The sequence below is a fragment of the Micromonospora sp. IBHARD003 genome (assembly GCF_056106285.1).
This window is the reverse complement of sequence record NZ_JBWBBX010000001.1, coordinates 6,762,460-6,780,347: the sequence shown is the minus strand read 5'-3', so window position 1 is coordinate 6,780,347 and position 17,888 is coordinate 6,762,460. Positions and strand designations below refer to the sequence as shown.

The following is a 17,888-nucleotide window of genomic DNA, read 5'->3' as shown; positions in this document are numbered from 1 at the left end:
TCGACGACTCCGGCGCCCGGGTGACACGGTGGTCCGCCTCCCCCTCGAACGGGACCCGTTTCCGCAGCCGGCTCCGGTGGCGGAAACGGGTCCTCGCGCTGTCGGGAGCACGCCGTCGCACTCGGCCGGACGCCGCGGGCTTCCCGGCAAACCTATCCGGCCACAGCACTAACGGCCGGCATTCAGGAACACCTGCTCGGCTACTCAACGGTGTAGGAGAACCGGACGGTCGTGGGGTTGTGGTCGGACAGCGTCTTGCCCTTCGAGTCGAGGAACTTGTCGTGCTCGTTGTTGTAGTACGTCGCGTCCAGCCGGAGGCCCGGCCCGCTGCGGTAGAGGATCTTGTCGATGACCTCGCAGGGATTGACGTCCTTGCAGGTGGGCGCGCCGTCCTGGATGTCCGGGGTCTTTCCGCCGTTGATCAGTTGAACCCAGGCGTCGGTCAGCCCGTTGTCGTCCCGCAGATCGCGGATGATGTCGCCGGAGCGGGTGTAGCGGCTGTTGGTGTCACCCATCACGACGACCGCGCGCCCGGCGGAGTGCTTCTGGATGTATTCCGACAGCTCCCGGGTGTTCGACCGGCGCGCGCGCAGCTCCTTCTCCGAACCGGAGCCGGCGTTCATATGGACGTTGTAGAGGTCGAGTGAGGCACCACCGGGGAGTTCCAGTCGGACGTAGCTGAAGCCCTTGGGGGTCAGGCAGTTGGTGCCGGTGCACTTGTCCCAGGCGTTCCGGTCGAGATTCCCGAGCTTGAAGCCGGACAGTGTGTTGAGGCCGTCGGAGAAGGGGACTCCGGGCACCCAGTCCGGAACGGACGGCGTCGTCCGGTAGGGGTGCTCGTCGAACTTGGTGAGATCCGCGTGGTAGGCGAAATCCTCCTGGACGTTGACGATGTCGTAGGCGTTGATCCGCTTGGAGATGATCTTCGTGTTGGTGGCCGGCTTGCTGCCGGAGAGCGGTTCGGGAAGGCCGGCCACGTTGTAGGAGAGGACGCTGAAGGTGCCGCTCGTCGCCTGGGTCGAGCCGTCGGCGTGCGCCGCCGGCACCGTCGCCATCGCGGTGGCAGCGGTGACGAGGCCGACGATGAGCGCGGCATTGTGTGGTCTTCGTTGCCCGGACACATCAAGCCCTTCTGTCGAGACGGTTGAGCGTGCGAGCAGGCGGTGCCGGTTCGCCGCCGACCTTGGCGGCGAACTGCAGTGAGACTGAAGCAATATGACGGTTCGTCGGTGCCTTGTAAACGGATCGGCAGGACATGCCGGACCGGATCGTCCCCTGTCACCACCGTGCCATACTTCGCCGATCCCGAGGCGCTGCACACCGCGGCCGCCGGGCGACAGACAGAGCGGTGGCAGGCACTGGCCGAACCGGCGCCGCCCGAGTGGACGACGGCACGTAAAGTACGCGCGCTGCTGGCCCAGCGAAGCCGGATGTACGAGGTGATGACCCCGATTCGCCAGGAAGAGCATGCAGGCGAAGACGTGGACGTGGACGCCGTGTATGTCGACAGCATCGGTCCAACTGTCGAAGTCGGCCGGGGCTGAGCTCACCGGTTCCGTCGTCGCCGATGAGCTCGGTCAGTTTCCTCGACGTGCTCGTCGGCTCCGGCCTCGGTGACGGCCCAGTGGGCGATGAGGTCGAGCCGGTGGCGGGCGTGCGAGCTCCGCGGCTCGGTCGCGGCCGGCTCCAGGTCGTCACATCGCCGAACGGCGCCCGTGCCAACTCCGTTGCCGCGCCATGCACACAATGGCCCAGTTGTGAAGGTTTGACGCCCTCAGCACGCGCCCTGCTGTTCAACCTGGCCTGCACCAGCAGCCATGACCGTCTTCGCTCAGGAGGCCCAGCGCTGCATCTGCTCACCACTTGACTACCGCGCAGCGGCAGAGTGTCCAACTTGTTACATTTAATTGATCAAGAGAGCGTTTATTATTCCCATATATGCCCCGTCAGAAACCCACGTGCGAACGGTACTTGGGGCTCATGATCATGCTCCAGAACCTTTCGTTCCGCTTTCACAGGATCAGCACGCCGTGTCGATCCTGTAAGCCTGCCCCAGGGAGAAACATGCAAGGCGCCACCACCCGCAAGGCTCGTCGCGGGCGCGCGCAGGGAAAAACACCGCAGATGTCGCGGAGTCGGCACCGCAGAGGCCGCGTATCCCCAGGTGAGGTGGCTGGTGCCGCCCTTTACGAGACCGTCGTTCTGGTCCCCGCGCGGAACGAAGAGGTCGGGATCTACACCTCACTGCGGTCGCTGGACAGCCAGAGCCGACGTCCTGACCTCATCATCGTGGTCGTCAACAACTCGACAGACCGCACCGAGGACTACGCGCGCCAGTTCGCGGACGACGAGGGCAGGCCACAGACGGTCGTTCTGAACTTCCCCGACAACCCGCACAAGAAGGCCGGCGCTCTCAACTATGGGCTCCGCTGGCTCAGGGAGGCTGTCGGTGGGCGTCTGACCCGCCAGGTCCGGCATGTCCTCGTCATGGACGCCGACACCGAGCTGCATCCGAGGTTCATCGAACGGGCCTGCAACGTCCTCGCGTCCGATCCGGAACTCGGCGGTGTCAGCGCCACCTGCTTCGGCCGCACCGGCCTGTGGCGCAATCCCTGGCAGCGGTACCTCCTCGGCATGCAGATCATCGAGTACGGGCGGGCCGCCGACGCCCGATACCGCAGGGACATCCACACCATGTCCGGAGCCGGCTCGTTCTACCGGGCCGAGGCCCTGCAGAGCCTGCTCGACTGGCGGGGCGAGGTCTTCTGGGAAGACCATGCCAATCTGGTCGAGGACTACGAGACCACACTGGCGCTCAAGGAGTCCGGCTGGAAGATCACGGCCAATCAACTCTGCATCGCGTACACCGACCTCATGCCCACGTTGCGTGAGCTGATCCAGCAGAGGGAACGGTGGAGCCGCGGCACCGTGGACACCCTGCGCGCCCGCGGCTGGACGAAGTTCACCTGGCACTCCATCAGCACCCTGATGCTTGGACTCCTCGCCGCCGCATACGTTCTGGGCTGGGGCTCGACGCAACTCGTGATGGCCGCCAAGCACGGCTTCTCCCAACAGCCGATCTTCTGGGTGCTCTTCAGTTTCTGGATCGTCTATCCCGCAATCCGGGTACGGAGTCTCGGCTGGAAAGCCATGCTCGTTGAGGCAGTGCTGATTCCAGAGCTGGTATTCACTGTGGTCCGAACCTACTGGCTTGTGTCGTCCATCGTGAAGTCCTACGTGACTCGCGTATCCACGTGGAAATGAATCAAGGAGAACGATGAACCCCCTCAAGGGATTTGGGGTCTGCGCGGTCATCGCGGGCATCGCTTATGCGCTGACCAGAGTAGAAAACATCGACCAGCTTATTCTGGGCGTCAGTCTCGCGGTCATCGCCGTATCACTGGTCACGTACCTGGCATCCATAAGAAGACGCCAGAGAGATCACCGTGTTGCCGGCGAGTAGGAATCACTGACAGATCAGCATGGTGCCGACGAGCCTTAGGGCCTGAGTCGGGTCTCTTTGGCGGAGGGTGGCGAACTCGTCGACGTTCCCGCCGGCGGGTCTCGTCGGGACGAACGGCCGGGGGTTGCTCCGGCCGGTGCCCCGGCTCGGTTCGTCACCCGTCGGTGCACCCCAGCACGCCCGCGACCACAACGCCGGAGCCTGGCCTGTCAACCGGCGGCACACCCGTCCTCGCGACAGCACGAGCTCACCGTCGGCAACGACTCACAGCATTCGACCGCACCGATTAAGCAGAATCGACCAGCCGCAATATATGAGAAACAAGGCGTGTACCAAGTACCGCCTCGTATGTTTCACCAGAGGAGTTTCCATGAGCCGTTCCCGCCGTACCGCTCCTCGTCGCGGGTGGACCGTGGTCATATCACTGTTCACCGTGGCTGCACTCACGGCCGGCGGCATCGCGCTTTATAACTCGTGGCAGACCGCCAGTCCGGGAACCATGGACCTCACGGTCCGATATCGGACCGACCCTGCGGCCACCGCCACCGTGGCCAATCCCTGGCTGGAAGTCATCAACACTTCCAAGAAGACCGTGGCACTGAGCGACGTGACCCTGCGCTACTACTTCACCGCGGAAGACACCACCAAGCACGGCTCCAATTGCGTCCAGACGAGCCTCGGCTGCTCGAACGTCACCACGAAGATCGGCACATTGACCGATCCTGGCACGGGTCGCTACCTCCAGATCGGTTTCACCGCGGCTGCGGGCAGTCTTGCGCCCGGTGAAACCAGCGAGGGGATCGGGCTCCAGCTCTATCGCCTGGACCACAAGGAGCTGAACCAGGCGAACGACCACTCGTTCAACGGCAAGAGCACCCACTACGCGCCGTCGCAACTGGTCACCGCGTACATCCGTGGTGCACTCGTCTGGGGGGAGGAGAAGAGCGGTGGCACCGCCCCCGCACCGGGGCTGGACTCGCCCTCCACGGTACCGCTGGCGGCCTCGCCACCGGCGGGGATGTTGTTCGACAACTTCCACTACAGCGGCCCCGACGACCGTGCACTCGCCACCAACGGCTGGCAGGCCCGCGTCGGGAAGGGCGGCCCGGGGATCCGCGACACCTGGTCGGCCTCAGGCATCAGCTTCCCGTCCGATGCGACCGCACAAGGGAGCCAGGTGCTCCAGTTGAGGGTCAACAGTGACGGAACCAAGCAGGGCACCTCGCAAGCCGAGTTGAACACCACCCAACCCGTTGTCTTCCAGGGGACGGTCGCCGCCAGGGTCTACTTCACGGACGAGCCCACGAAGGGTCGTGACGGCGACCACATCAACGAGTCCTTCTTCACCATCTCGCCCTCGGACAAGTCGCCGAAGTACAGCGAACTCGACTACGAATACATGCCGAACGGCGGATGGGGTGCGGCGGGTCCCCGACTCGACACCACGAGCTGGCGCAATAGCCGCAAGGGAGACCGGGTCACCAGCGCCCTGAACGAGTCCCTCAAAGGTTGGCACACCGTGATGATCACCGCTGTGAACGAGAAGGTCACCTACTCCATCGACGGCCGCACGCTGTTCACTAGCAAGAGCAAGTACTTCCCGCGCGAGAAAATGGGCATCCACTTCAGCGCGTGGCTCGTCGACCTGCCCTTTGCCGGAGCGCGCACCTGGGACATGAAGGTCAACTGGATCTACTACCGGGCTGATCGGGCCGAATCACCGGTGGAAGTCAAGAAGACCGTGGACGGCTTCTACGCCGCGAACATCAACCACATCAATACCTTGCCCAAGCGCTGACCCGATCCGCCCTCTCCGACACAGCGAATACTGGAGGGACCGGCTTCACCGGCTCTTCAGTGGCGACAGCCACGCGTTCTTCGGGGAGTTCGCCGTGGCGGGGGGTCCGGCGGCCGTTACGGAGGAGAGGGCGCCAGTGGCACGGCTGCGGGCTGCAACGGCGGGATCGTGTTCAAGCGCCACTGCACTGCCGGCTGACGCTGCGACGGCGCAGACCGCGCCCGCTGGCGGGCATAGCGCGGTGGTGCTTCGGTGGGCCTACGTGAAGTGGCTCGGTCTGCCGTCCCGGTGCACCAGCCGGCCGATCCGCTCGGCCTCGGCCCGGGGCAGGAGGCGCCAGCTGCCGTCCGACCGGCGCAGGGCGGCGGAGTGCCAGGGCGTGGTCCAGGCGTCGGGTGCGTCGAGGAGGCGTATGCCGAACTTGGCCGCTCCGGCCGGCTGCGGATGGATGGAAAGGCGTACGGACCGGGGGTGGTGTTCGGCGATCAGGTCGCCCCAGGCACGGCTGCGCTGGATGACGCCGTAGGCGCGACGCCGGCATTCGCGCTGGAGGGCGGAGCGGGTGCCGGTGAAGTCGGCGGTGTCGTCGACGAGGAAGCGGGTGATGCCGCGGTAGAGGGCGAGGGTGTGGCCGCCGGCACGGACCTCGGCCCGCAGGGCATCCAGGCCGGGGGCGTAGCGGTCGTGGACGTAGGCACGTTTCACCGAGTGGGGCAGGTCGCCGAGAACGTCCCTGAGATCGAATACGGACAGGTGGTCCAGGCCGAGTACGGAGATCAGCCGGCGCAGTTCGTCGGCGTAGGCGTCGATGTGGTGGTCGGGGACACGGATGAGGTCGCCGAAGACATGGCCGTCGGAGCAGATGATCACGCGGGCCCCTGGGCGATGGACCTCCGCGACCCTGGAGCACAGGGTGTTCAGGAAGCCGAGGGAGAGCCGTTCGCCCTGGTCGGGGAGGTGGCCGAGGACCTTGGAGCGGTTGGGGGATTTGCAGGGGAAGCCGGGCAGGGCGAAGACGATGGTCTCGCCCTGGCGTACGAAGTCCCCGATCTGGCGCAGTTGGTGGGGGAAGGCTTCGGCGGGCGCGGGACCGTCGCCGGTCGTGCGGTGGTGAGGGAGGAGCAGGTTCAGGACCGTTGTGCTGACCTCGTACACGGAACGCGTGTCCGTCGTGGTCGTCAGCTGCATGGGGGCCTCCGAGGGGGTGCGGGCATGGCGGCATGGCGCCTCGGCGCGGGTGGCCGGGCGCGATGGTCCGGGTGACCGTGGTCAGGCCGGGCGGGTCAGGTGGTGTGAGAGCCGGCCGGGCCGGTCCCGCGGGTGCGTGAGGGCACTGGCCGGGCCGGCCGTGTGGTTCCGTCCAGGCCGTCAGATGCGCCGGTCGTAGCGGACGGGCAGGTGGTTGGTACCGCGGCCCAGGACGGCCGGTATCCACTCGATGTCCTCGTCGGGGACGGCGAGGCGCAGTCCGGGCAGCCTGGCGAGGAGGGTGCCGAGCGCGATGCGGAGCTCCGCGCGGGCGAGAGCGGCACCGGGGCAGAAGTGGGCGCCGTGTCCGAAGGCCAGGTGCGGGTTGGGACTGCGGTCGAGGTCGAGTACGTCGGGCTTCTCGAAGCGCCGAGGGTCGCGGTTGGCGGCGCACAGGGAGACGATCACGGAGTCTCCCGCCGGGATCCCGGTGCCGTGCAGGTCGCTGTCCTCGGCGAAGAAGCGCCATGTGGTGAGTTCGAAGGCGCTGTCGAAGCGCAGGAGTTCCTCGACCGCGCGGGGCAGCAGTCCGGGGTCGTCCCGCAGCCGCTCGAGCTTGTCCGGGTGGCGGAAGAGGGCGATGAGCGCGGTGGTGATCTGGTTGGTGACCGGTTCCTGGCCCGCCACGAGCAGCTGGAAGATCATGGAGTCCAGCTCCTCCTGGGAGAGTTCACCGTGATCGCGGGCGACGACGAGGCGGCCGAGCAGGTCGTCGCCCCCGTGCGCGCGCTTGTGGGCGACGACGTCGGCGATATAGCTCTGCAGACCGTGCAGCCGGGCCTCGTACAGCGGCCGGCCCGGGTCGGTGGGCCCGACCGGCTGGACCACCTTGCCCCAGTCCCGGTCGAAACGTGCCGCCCACTCGGGCGGTAGGCCGATGACCTCGGCGAGTACCCGGAAGGGGAAGTGCGCGGCGAAGCCGGCGACCAGGTCCGCGGGTCCGGCATCGGGCAGCGCGTCGACGAGAGTGTCGGCGCGTTCCTGGAAGCGCGGAAGCAGCGCGTCGATACGGCGGGGGGTGAACGCGTCGGTGACGAAGCGCCGCATGTGTGTGTGCTTGGGCGGGTCCTGGTGGAGCAGGTGCACCTGGAGCTGGGAGTGCTGCGGTTCGGGCATGATCGATGCGCGGGCCCGCCAGCGGTCGTTGCCCCGGTCGTGGTTCTTGCCGAGGCGGTCGTCGTTCAGGGCGGCGTGGGCGGCCTCGTAGCCGGTGACGAGCCAGGCCCGCACCCCGCTGGGGAAGAGCACCCGGTGCACGGGTCCGGCGTCGCGCATGCGCTCGTACAGCGGATAGGGGTTGCTCTTGTACGGGCAGCCCATGAGGGGCACCGGTTCGGGGAGGGGTTCGGCGTCGTCCATGGCGGGCGGCTGTACCTGTCGGTTCATGGGGCGCTCCTCAGAGGGCGAGTTCCGGCCGGTGGTGGTCCAGCCACAGGGCGAGGTCGACGACGCGTTCGAGGCGGAGGCGGTGCCCCCACTGCAGCCGGTCGGGCGGGGTGTCGAGACAGGGCTTGACGAGGGTTTCGTCGGCCAGGGAGCGGACCTGGGGCATGGCGAGTGCGTCCCGGGCCATGTCCTGGAGTCCGCGGTTGTAGTCGGGGTGGTGGGTGGCCGGGTAGTGGTTCTTGGGCCGGTGCAGTACGGATCCGGGGGCGAGGCCGGTGCCCGCGGCGCGCAGCAGGCTCTTCTCCCGGCCGTCGTAACTCTTCGATTCCCAGGGCGTGTTGAAGGCGTACTCGACCAGCTTGTGGTCGCAGTAGGGGACACGGACCTCCAGTCCCTGAGCCATGCTGAGGCGGTCCTTGCGGTGCAGGAGCTGGCGCAGCCAGCGGGTCAGCGAAAGGTGCTGCATCTCGCGCTGCCGGTGCTCGGTGGTCGTCTCGCCCTCGGTGTGCGGTACGGCGGCCAGTGCGTCGCGGTAGGTGTCGTCGCGGAACTCGCCGATACGCAGGTCGAGTTCGGGATTGAGTGGCATGGCGGCCTCGTCACCGGTGACCAGCAGCCAGGGGAAGGTTTGCGCGGCGAGTGCGTTGGGATTGTGGAACCAGGGGTAGCCGCCGAAGACCTCGTCGGCGGCCTCGCCGGACAGTGCGACGGTGGAGTGCTCGCGTATCTCGCCGAAGAGCAGATAGAGCGAGGTGTCCATGTCGCCGACGCCGATCGGCGAGTCCCGCGCCACGACGACGGCCTTGCGGTGCTCGGGGTCGAGCAGGGAACGCGGGTCGAGGACCACGGTGCTGTGGTCGGTTCCGATGTACGCCCCGGCCTCGATGGCGTACGGGGTGTCGTGGCCGGTGCGCAGCACATCGCCGGTGAACTGCGCTGCCTGGTCGCTGTAGTCGACGGCGTACGAGCGGATGCGCGCGTCCGGTCCCTCGCGCCGGCGCAGTTCAGCGGCGAGCAGTGCGGTCAGCACGGTGGAGTCGATGCCGCCCGAGAGGAGACTGCACAGCGGGACATCGGCTTCCAGCTGGCTGTGCGCCGCTGAGGCGACCAGATGCCGGACCCGTTCGACGGTGGGGTCCCGGTCGTCGTGGTGGGGCCTGGCCTCCAGCTGCCAGTAGCGGCGTTCGCGGATGCCGCCGCGGTCCAGGACGAGGACGCCGCCCGGCTCGACCTCGCGTACGCCCGACCAGACGGTGGGTCCGGTGTTGAAGAGCAGGCTGTACGCCTCCCGCAGTCCGTCCGCGTCGACGCGTGGCCGGATCTCGGGGTGGGCGAAGAGGGCCTTGGGCTCGGAGCCGAAGGCGAGCCCGCCGTCGATCGCGGCCCAGAAGAGCGGCTTGACGCCGAGCCGGTCGCGGACCAGGAGCAGGCGCTGGGCGCGCTCGTCCCACACGGCGAAGGCGAACATGCCGTCGAGGTGCTCCGCGACGTCCTCGCCCCACTGCGCGTAGGCGCGCAGCACGACCTCGGTGTCACTGCGGGTGCGGAAGACATGGCCGAGGCCCCTGAGTTCGGTGCGCAGTTCGTGGTGGTTGTAGACCTCGCCGCTGTAGCTGAGGACGACGGCCGGGTCGTCGGGCCGGTCGGTCATCGGTTGCACTCCGCCGGCCAGGTCGATGACCGCCAGCCGGCGGTGGCCGATCGCCGCGTGCTCACCCAGCCAGACGCCGCCGGCGTCGGGGCCTCGCGGGGTGAGGGTGGCTGTCATGGCCTCGATGACGGGGGCCTTGGTGCGGGCGTCGTCGTGGAAGGACGCCCAGCCGGTGATTCCGCACATGGGCAAGCTCCTCGGTCAGTGTGGGGCGGCCGGGGCCGCGTCGGTCGTCGTCGCGGGCACTTCGGCCGTGCGACGCGGGGGCAGAGCCAGCAGGGGTACGGCGAGACAGGCGGCGGTGGCTGCCAGTACCAGCCCCGCCCGTGCGCCGTGAGCGGGTCCGGCCAGGCCCCAGACGGCGGTGGCGAGGGCGGGGCCGAGCGTGAAGCCGAGACTGCGGGCGAGCTGGACCGTCGAACCGACGGTCGCGGTCCGGTCCGCTGGGGCCGCCCCCATCACCAGGGCCTGGGTGGGGCCGCCGCCCAGACCCATGCCGACGCCGGCGAGCGCCAGGCGCCAGGCCGTGTCTCCGGGCGACCAGCCGCCCGCGAGCGGGATCAGCAGAAGCAGGCCCGCAGAGGTGATGAAAGCGCCGGTGGCCGCGACGCGCCGGGCTCCGTACCGGTCGGCGAGTCGTCCACCGAGCGGTCCGGCGAGGCCCATGCCGAGCGGGAAGGCGAGCACGGTCAGTCCGGTGGCCGTGGCGCTCACACCGTTGTCGCGCTGCAGGGTGAGGGCGACGATGTAGTGCATCGCGGCGAAGCCCGTCGCCAGGGCCAGTACGGCACCGTGCGCCCCCGGCAGTCCCGGTACACGCAGCACCGCGGTCACGGGGCCGCCGCCCTGCCCCCGGAGCCAGAGCCACAGCGGCAGTACGGCCGCCAGGCCCAGCGCCAGCCATACGGAGTCGCCGGCCGCGAGGGTGAGCGCCACAAGCAGAACCGTTACGCCTGCGGCGACCAGCGAGGCGTCGCGCAGCGCTCTCACACCGGGCAGCCGGAGCCCGCGGTCGCCCGGCATCGCCTTCCACGCCACGAGCAGCGCGAGGAGACAGAAGGGAATCTTGACCAGGAAGACCGCCCGCCAGCCGAACTGGTCCAGCAGCAGGCCGCCGACCGCGGGGCCGGTCACCGCTCCGAGCGGCCCCAGGGTGGCGGGCACGCTCATCGCCCGGCCCCGCAACTGCGGCCGCACCGCGCCGATGGCCAGTACGGGCATGAGGACGAACAGCACCGCCCCGAAGACCCCCTGGGCCAGCCGGGCGGCGATGAGCAGGCCCGCCCAGGGCGCGGCCGCGGCGAGGGCGCTGCACAGGGCGAAGCCGGCGGTCGCCGCGAGCACCGCGGACCGCGGTCCCGCCCCGTCCAGCCATCGGCCCACGGGCAGCAGCAGGGCCACAACGGGAAGCTGATAGCCGAGCACGACCCACTGGATCGTGGCGGCGGACACATGAAGGTCCCGGGAGATCCCGGCCAGTGCGACGTTGACGATGTTCATGTCGAGCATCGCCACGAACGACAGCAGTCCCGCCACGGCCACGAGGAGCCAGCGGTCCCCGCCGGCGGGTATGTGACCGGGCTCCGCCGATCCCTGGCTGTGGTGGGTCACCTTTCCGCCCTTCGCCGTCGGACGGCTGCCGGACGGCAGCCTCGTCCCACATGTCGGCGGCGCCACGGGATGAGTTCCCGGCCGGTTCCGGGAACTGGGGCCAGGCGAGGGGAGGTTGCGATGCGACAGTGCAATTTCACGCGTCACACGTGGTCGCGCATCACACGCGATCACGCGTCACACGTGGTCGCGGGAACTCCGGCGCCCCGTCGTCCGACGGCTGAAGTGACACCAGCACTCGGACGGTGCGGATGGTGCGACTGCGTCGCCGTGGCTTCGCTCCCCAGCGGAGCCACCTGAACATCCGCCCCCGTCCACGCGTACGCCGGTGCGAGCGTGCACCGCCGAAGAGCAGCGAGGAGTGGTCCCATGACCGAGAAGCCCTACTCCGAGAACCCCGAGATCCCCGAGAACTCTGAGCACTCGGAGGACTCTGAGAACTCCGAAACCTTCGAGAAGCACTACAACGTCACCGGTATGAGCTGCGGACACTGCGTGGCGAGCATCACCGAGGAGGTCCGCGAAGTGGCCGGTGTGAGCCAGGTCGTGGTCGTCCTCGCCTCCGGCACCGTGACCGTCCACGGTACGGACCTCGACGACGCGGAGCTGCGCGCCGCGATCGTCGAGGCCGGCTACGGCGTCACCGATCCGGTGCCCGCCTGATCCCCTCGGCCGCCCCCACGGCACAGCAGGGCCGGATCCCCTGACGGGGGTGGGGCAGAACGGTGGAACGTCCCGCCCCTCCCCCGTCGTCCGCTGTCGTCAGCCCGCGGGGTTCGTCTCCAGTGCCGGGGCAGGCAGACCGTCTGCGGGAGCCCGGTGGTCGAAGGCGATCAGCGGATCACCGGTGAGGGGGTGCTCGACCACGGCCGCGCGGACACCGAACACGTCCGCCATCAGATCGGGTGTGATCACCTCACGCGGCGGCCCGGAGGCGACCACCGTTCCGGCGTGCAGGACGTGCAACCGGTCACACACGGAGGCGGCCGCGTTGAGATCGTGCAGCGACACCAGGGTCGTCCGGCGCTGCGCCCGGAGCAGGGCGAGCAGCTCCACCTGGTGCCGTACGTCCAGATGGTTGGTGGGCTCGTCCAGCACCAGTACGTCCGGGTTCTGGGCGAACGCACGGGCCAGCAGCACCCGTTGGCGCTCACCCCCCGACAGTGCCGTGAAGCGCCGTCCGGCTGCCGCGTCCATCCCGACATCCGCCAGGGCCCGTGCCACGATGTCCCGGTCCGCTGCGTCGTCCCCGGCGAACGCCCGCTTGTACGGGGTGCGTCCCATGGCCACCACCTCCCGCACCGTCAGCTCGAAGTCGCTGCCCCGCTCCTGCGGCAGCGCCGCGACATGACGGGCCGAACGGGCGGGGCTCAGCTCCCGGATGTCCGTGCCGGCGAGCAGCACCCTGCCCGCGACGGGACGCAGATGCCGGTAGACGGTGCGCAGGAGCGTGGACTTGCCACTGCCGTTCGGACCGACCAGGCCGGTGATCTCGCCCTCCGCGGCGATCAGACGGGCTCCGGAGACCACCGTACGGCCCGCGTACGCGACATGCAGATCCTCGATGTCGATCCTCAACTGCCGCTCCCCAGGCGTCGGTCCAGCAGATACAGCAGGGCAGGCGCCCCGATCAGCGAGGTGACCACGCCCACCGGCAGTTCCTGGGTGTCCATCGCCGTCCGGCACACGATGTCCACCACCACCATCAGCAGCGCGCCGAACAGTGCCGAGACCGGCAGCAGACGCCGGTGGTCACCGCCGACGACCAGCCGGCAGACGTGCGGCACCATCAGGGCGACGAAGGCGATCGCGCCGGAGACGGCGACGAGTACGCCGGTCAGCACACTGGTCACCGTGAACAGCTCGCGGCGCAGCCGGGTGACGTCGACGCCGAGTCCGGCCGCTGTCTCGTCCCCCATCAGCAGCGCGTTGAGGCCGCGGCCGCGCGCCTGGAGCCACAGCAGGGCTGCGGGGACGGCGACGGCGGGCACCGCGAGCACCGGCCAACTCGCCCCGTTCAGGCTGCCCATGAGCCAGAACAGCACGCTGTGGGTCTGCTGCTCGTCACCTGCCTGGAGCACCAGGTAGCTGGTGAAACCGGACAGGAACTGTCCGATCGCCACCCCCGCGAGGACCAGCCTCAGCGGCGCGAACCCACCTCCCCGCCTCGCCACCGCCCACACCAGCGCGAAGGTGCCCAGCGCGCCGAGAAACGCGGCGCCCGACAGCCCGAGCCCGAGCGCACCGCCCGCACCGGCGCCGAGCACGATCGCGGTGACGGCGCCGAGCGAAGCCCCGTTGGAGATGCCCAGCAGATAGGGGTCGGCCAGCGGGTTGCGGACGAGGGCCTGCACCGCGGTCCCCACGAGTCCGAGGCCCGCACCGACGAGCGCGGCGAGCAGGGCCCGGGGCACCCTCAGCTGCCAGACGATCAGGTCGTTCGTGCCGGGCCTCGGTGCCTCACCGGTCAGGCGTCTGCCCACAACACTCCACACTTCGGCGGGCGGGATGGCCGTGGAACCCCAGGAGACCGCCGCCGTCAACGCCGCGACCAGCGCAACGCCGAGAACGATCGCGAGTACCCCGGCGGGCACACTCCTTGCCTCGTCCGGGGCGCCGGCGGTCTCGCGGCGGGACGTGGACAGCGTGGCCGGCACGGCTACTTGACCTTCCCGGGGTGGACGGTCCTGGCGATCTCCTCGACCACGGCGGCGTTCTCGACGCCCGCGATGGTGGTGCGCTCGGAGCCGATGCGCAGGAACCGGCCCTCCTTCACGGCCTTGAGGCCCTTGGTGGCGGGGTTGTCCTGCAGCCACCGCCGGGCCTCGTCGAACGCCTTCTCGTCGGCGGCGTCACCGCCCCGGTTGCGCACCCCGAGCTGGATCCAGTCCGGGTTCTTGGACACCACGTCCTCCCAGCTCACCGGCTTGAAGTCACCGTCGCAGTCCGCGAACGCGTTGCGGGCTCCGGCCAGGGTGATCACCGCGTGGGCGATCTGGCGGTTGCACACGGCGACGGGCTGCTTGGTACCCGCGTCGAAGTCGAAGAAGAAGTACGTAGGGCGGGCCGATTCCGGCGTTCCCCCGACCGCCTTGCGCACGCCGTCCACCTTCTGCTTCATACCGGCGACGAGCTCCTTCGCCTTCGCGCTCGTACCGGTGACGGCCCCGAGGGCGGTGATGTCACCCTCGACCGCCGACAGGTCCGTCAGCGGTCCCTTGCCCTTCGACGCGCACGCCGTGGACTTGAGGAAGATGTGCTTGATTCCGGCCGCCTCGAACTCCTCCTCGGTCGGCGCGTCGCCCATCCCGCCGCCCATGTTCCCCATGGCGGCGAAGGTGTCGATGTACAGGTCGGCGCCGGAGCCGAGGAGCTTCTCCTTGGGTATGACGGTCTTGCCGAGCACCGGTACCTTCTGCGCCTGCGCGTCCAGTTCCCCGGGCAGTGCCCCCTTGCCGGGCGGGAAGCCGGTGCCGATCACCTTGTCCCCCGCTCCCAGCCGGAGCAGGAGTTCCAAGCTGGAGGCATTGCTGGTGACGATCTTCTTCGGAGCGGCGGCGAAGGTGGTCTCGGCGCCCATGCAGTCGGTGACGGTCACCAGGGAACCACCGGCGGCGGACGTGTCCGAACCCTTGTCCTCGGTGCCCTTCCCGCCGCCGCAGCCCGCCGCGAGGAGGCCGAGCAACGCGGCCGCCGTACCGCACCACACACGAGAACGCATGAAACTCTCCAGATCCTTGGCATGGGGACAAGACGTCGTCACCCGGTCACAGCACTGGTCGGGCCGGATGCCAGGTGAGTTCCCGGAACCCGGTACCGCGCGCCCGGACCAAAGTTGGCGGCCGGGTGCCGGCGCGTGCACGCGGTACGCACCGGCACCCGGCCGCGTCAGGCCGCGAGCGCGGGCGCCGGCGCGGCGGGCTCCTCAGCCTCGGTGAGCAACTCCATCAGCGTCGCCCGGGCGCGGGCCACTCGGGAGCGCACCGTGCCGATCGGGCAGTCGCTCAGCTCGGCCGCCTCCGCGTAGGGCAGCCCCAGCATCTGGGTGAGGACGAACGCCTCCTTGCGCTCCCGGGGCAGGGCGGCGAGCAGTTCGAGCAGCGCGACGCCCTCGTCGAAGCCGGGCAGGTCGCACGGCTGAGCGAGTTCGACGGCCAGCTGCCAGTCCGGTACGTCGTGCAGCCTGGGCCTGCTGGCCGCGTACCGATAGCTGTCGATCACCGCACGGCGGGCGATGGACAGGAGCCACGCGCGGGCCGACGAGCGTCCCTCGAAACGGTGCAGACTGCCGAGCGCACGCAGGAACGTGTCCTGAGCGAGGTCGTCGGCGGACTGGGGGTCGCCGCACAGATGGGCGACATAGCGCAGGACGTCGCGGTGCAGAGCACGCACGAAGCGCTCCACGGCATCGGCGTCACCGCCACGGGCGGCGAGCGCCCAGGAGGTGATCGACTCGTCGGCCGGCGTCACCGTCTCCGTCGAGTCCCATGATGCGGACAGGGCAGTAGAGATCACCTGGTGTCCCTCTCGGGTCGTCCGGGACCGGGACCTCGGCCGGGGCCGTACGGTCCGCGCCCGGTGTGTGGGGGTCCGGCCGCACGGCGCCGCACGGGTGTAGTTCCCCGGGTGCGGGCGTACGGCCGTTGCCCGAGGGGCACTTGGGCCGCCTCGGGATTCCGGCTGTCGTCAGGCGACAGCGGACCCCACAGGCGGACCGCGGGAGACGATCGCGTAGACCAGAGGAAGGGGCCGCGCCCTATGGGACGTGCGGCGCCGGCCGCGCAGACGCGGACGGTGCGGCGGTGCCGGCAGGGCGAGCAGGAGCCTGAGCGGGGCGGTCAGCCGACTTGCGACCGCCCGGAGGATACGGAACGCGGCGCGCTCGCCGTAGGCGAGCCAGAGGCCGGTGAGCAGCGCTGCCAGCAGGTGGGCGGCGAGCATTCCCAGTGACGCCGAGTCGCCGGCCGTGATGTCCGTGTGGCCCATGGCACTCATGTGGTCCACGGAGTCCAGATGGCCCGCGCCCGGCTGCCCGATGTGCATGTGCCCCACCGGCACACCGTCCACGGCGTGCGCGTGCGCGTGCACCGGGCTCGTGCCGGCGGAGACCACGTGGTGCTGCCCCTCGTCGGCTGGCCTCATCGTGAACGGTGCCGGGCCGGCGGCCGATGACGACCCGGACTGTGCGAGGGAGAACGCCGAGTGCAGTGCCGTCTGAGCGGCGACCACCACGCCCACGACCGCGGTCCGTCCCCGCTCACGGCCTGCCAGACACCAGCCCAGCCCGCCGGTCGCACCGAGTCCGGCGGCGAGCGTCCACCACGGCACGGACTGCCCCGACATCATGACGTGCCCCAGGGCGGCGAGCGTCACGCACACGGCCGCGAACACCGCGGCACGTACCGTGCGAGAACACCACCCAGCAGTCATGGTGCCTCATCCTCGCATCCTGACGATCGTCGTCTTACATGGGTACGTGACCGGCCCCGGCCACCCACTCAAGCCGTGCCATGTGATCCAAACCACGGCAGGGGGACGGGAACTGGCGGAGCGTCCACTGCGACAAGTACCACGGGGAACCGGCTCCTGGGCAGACCGCCGTGCCGGGAACATACGTGTGCAGCACCGAACGGGGCACGGTCGACTCCCTGACGGAGAGCAACAGCTCCGCCCTCCGACCAGGGCCCGGTCGGGAACGGAGCGTGCAGGCTGGCCATCAGTCGTCGAACCGCACACCCGCGTACGGATCGGCCTCGCCCGTCCACAGGTCGATGCCTTCGTCCAGAAGGCGTTCTTCCGCACGCCAGTGCAGGAACCACCCGCCGCCCGCGTTCCACAACGTCTCGTCACTCAGCGGACAGGTTGCCCCAGTCGACACCCTCGTCCGCGCCATCGTCAGGGAGAAGCAACCGCCGCAGCGTGGCTACCGCTTCCCCTCCATCGCATTGTCCCCTCACCTCGTACTCCCAACAGAACGAGACCGCGAGCGGCGAGCTGGGCAGCACATGCCTTGAAGCAACGACCTGACACATCCGAGAACACCTGGACGCCGCAGCCAAGCCCAACGGCCGATAATGCAGAACACTCGGCCGGGGACTCCGGGCGAGCGCCTGCATAACCTTCTCGCTTGATCACATACCACGTATTGCAAGGGTCCCTGGTCCACTTGGGCCAAGCTGACCTTGGAGTGATCGGACGACAGCGTCAGATGAGCGGGCTTCCTTCGATGGACCGCCACGCCGGTGACCGCCTCGGCCAGCCTCGGGGGAGTCCCCCGTCACTGAAAAGACGCTCTACGAAGAGGGCCACACCACAGTCGTACAGTCGAATCTCCGGACACTGCCGAAACGCAACACCGACCAACCACTCGTCTCCGGCAGGAGCCGGGACCAACAGGCATACATCACCATTCCAGTCGTGATAGGCCCACGGAAGCACTCTGCCCCAGGCCGCGTCCACGGTTGCCGACTCCTTTCGCAGCTCCTCGAAAGCGGCGTGGAAGTCTCGGCGCTCTTCCTCCATGAATCGCAGAAGCGGATCGTTCCCTTCGGGGTGAGGTATGAACAGATGCCCCAAGAGGACGGCATCACCGTACCCGTTGACGAGCTCCTTGTAATCCTCCGGTAGCGAACATCCCACCCATTCCTCCACAGAGACCCATGACTCTGCACTAGCTGGTCTAAAACGCTGCCGACCACCGAGGGCCTTCGAAAACTCAGCGGACACGCGCC

Annotated in this window: 17 protein-coding genes; 5 read left to right on the top strand and 12 right to left on the bottom strand. The window is 68.9% G+C overall.

Annotation, left to right across the window (positions count from 1 at the left end):
- Nucleotides 1-200: 200 nt before the first annotated feature.
- Nucleotides 201-1,121 (bottom strand): endonuclease/exonuclease/phosphatase family protein, encoded by a 921-nt coding sequence (locus tag ACTWOL_RS29730; RefSeq protein WP_474299925.1) that lies wholly within the window; start codon nucleotides 1,119-1,121, stop codon nucleotides 201-203.
- A gap of 78 nt (nucleotides 1,122-1,199) precedes the next feature.
- Here ACTWOL_RS29730 and ACTWOL_RS29725 point away from each other — a divergent pair, with 78 nt between their 5' ends.
- From ACTWOL_RS29725 to ACTWOL_RS29710, 4 genes are all read left to right on the top strand, one after another.
- Complete coding sequence (locus ACTWOL_RS29725; RefSeq protein ID WP_474299924.1) at nucleotides 1,200-1,544, top strand: hypothetical protein; 345 nt, start codon at nucleotides 1,200-1,202, stop codon at nucleotides 1,542-1,544.
- 625 nt (nucleotides 1,545-2,169) lie between these two features.
- Nucleotides 2,170-3,264: a glycosyltransferase family 2 protein gene (locus ACTWOL_RS29720; protein ID WP_474299923.1), complete on the top strand. Its 1,095-nt coding sequence runs from the start codon at nucleotides 2,170-2,172 to the stop codon at nucleotides 3,262-3,264.
- Between the two features lie 13 nt (nucleotides 3,265-3,277).
- The gene (locus tag ACTWOL_RS29715; protein WP_474299922.1) at nucleotides 3,278-3,463 is read left to right on the top strand and encodes a hypothetical protein; all 186 of its coding nucleotides are present in this window, start codon (nucleotides 3,278-3,280) and stop codon (nucleotides 3,461-3,463) included.
- Nucleotides 3,464-3,833: 370 nt separating this feature from the next.
- Complete coding sequence (locus ACTWOL_RS29710) at nucleotides 3,834-5,261, top strand: cellulose binding domain-containing protein (RefSeq protein WP_474299921.1); 1,428 nt, start codon at nucleotides 3,834-3,836, stop codon at nucleotides 5,259-5,261.
- Between the two features lie 258 nt (nucleotides 5,262-5,519).
- Here ACTWOL_RS29710 and ACTWOL_RS29705 read toward each other — a convergent pair whose 3' ends face one another.
- From ACTWOL_RS29705 to ACTWOL_RS29690, 4 genes are all read right to left on the bottom strand, one after another.
- Nucleotides 5,520-6,449 (bottom strand): L-tyrosine/L-tryptophan isonitrile synthase family protein, encoded by a 930-nt coding sequence (locus ACTWOL_RS29705; protein ID WP_474299919.1) that lies wholly within the window; start codon nucleotides 6,447-6,449, stop codon nucleotides 5,520-5,522.
- A 180-nt stretch (nucleotides 6,450-6,629) separates the two neighbouring features.
- On the bottom strand, nucleotides 6,630-7,895 hold the full coding sequence (locus ACTWOL_RS29700) for a cytochrome P450 family protein (protein ID WP_474299918.1): 1,266 nt from the start codon (nucleotides 7,893-7,895) through the stop codon (nucleotides 6,630-6,632).
- A 10-nt stretch (nucleotides 7,896-7,905) separates the two neighbouring features.
- Nucleotides 7,906-9,732: an asparagine synthase (glutamine-hydrolyzing) gene (gene asnB, locus ACTWOL_RS29695; protein ID WP_474299916.1), complete on the bottom strand. Its 1,827-nt coding sequence runs from the start codon at nucleotides 9,730-9,732 to the stop codon at nucleotides 7,906-7,908.
- Nucleotides 9,733-9,747: 15 nt separating this feature from the next.
- Nucleotides 9,748-11,157 (bottom strand): MFS transporter, encoded by a 1,410-nt coding sequence (locus ACTWOL_RS29690; protein WP_474299914.1) that lies wholly within the window; start codon nucleotides 11,155-11,157, stop codon nucleotides 9,748-9,750.
- A 369-nt stretch (nucleotides 11,158-11,526) separates the two neighbouring features.
- On the opposite strand from ACTWOL_RS29690, the gene ACTWOL_RS29685 reads away from it, so the two are divergent.
- Entirely contained in the window at nucleotides 11,527-11,820 is a 294-nt protein-coding gene (locus tag ACTWOL_RS29685; protein WP_474299912.1) for a heavy-metal-associated domain-containing protein, read from the top strand.
- A gap of 99 nt (nucleotides 11,821-11,919) precedes the next feature.
- On the opposite strand, the gene ACTWOL_RS29680 is transcribed toward ACTWOL_RS29685, so the two are convergent.
- From ACTWOL_RS29680 to ACTWOL_RS29650, 7 genes are all read right to left on the bottom strand, one after another.
- Complete coding sequence (locus tag ACTWOL_RS29680) at nucleotides 11,920-12,735, bottom strand: ABC transporter ATP-binding protein (protein ID WP_474299910.1); 816 nt, start codon at nucleotides 12,733-12,735, stop codon at nucleotides 11,920-11,922.
- Nucleotides 12,732-13,814 carry a FecCD family ABC transporter permease gene (locus tag ACTWOL_RS29675; RefSeq protein ID WP_474299908.1) on the bottom strand — a complete coding sequence of 361 codons (1,083 nt, stop codon included), beginning with the start codon at nucleotides 13,812-13,814 and terminating at the stop codon, nucleotides 12,732-12,734. Before ACTWOL_RS29675 ends, ACTWOL_RS29680 begins: the two co-directional genes overlap by 4 nt.
- 2 nt (nucleotides 13,815-13,816) lie before the next feature.
- A complete protein-coding gene (locus ACTWOL_RS29670) occupies nucleotides 13,817-14,878 on the bottom strand; it encodes an ABC transporter substrate-binding protein (protein ID WP_474299907.1) in 1,062 nt (353 codons plus the stop codon).
- Nucleotides 14,879-15,045: 167 nt separating this feature from the next.
- Entirely contained in the window at nucleotides 15,046-15,672 is a 627-nt protein-coding gene (locus ACTWOL_RS29665; protein WP_474299906.1) for a sigma-70 family RNA polymerase sigma factor, read from the bottom strand.
- Nucleotides 15,673-15,843: 171 nt separating this feature from the next.
- Nucleotides 15,844-16,587, bottom strand: a complete 744-nt coding sequence (locus ACTWOL_RS29660) for a hypothetical protein (protein ID WP_474299904.1) — start codon at nucleotides 16,585-16,587, stop codon at nucleotides 15,844-15,846.
- A gap of 286 nt (nucleotides 16,588-16,873) precedes the next feature.
- Complete coding sequence (locus ACTWOL_RS29655) at nucleotides 16,874-17,035, bottom strand: hypothetical protein (protein WP_474299903.1); 162 nt, start codon at nucleotides 17,033-17,035, stop codon at nucleotides 16,874-16,876.
- A gap of 326 nt (nucleotides 17,036-17,361) precedes the next feature.
- Nucleotides 17,362-17,883 (bottom strand): SMI1/KNR4 family protein, encoded by a 522-nt coding sequence (locus ACTWOL_RS29650; RefSeq protein ID WP_474299902.1) that lies wholly within the window; start codon nucleotides 17,881-17,883, stop codon nucleotides 17,362-17,364.
- Nucleotides 17,884-17,888: the final 5 nt, after the last annotated feature.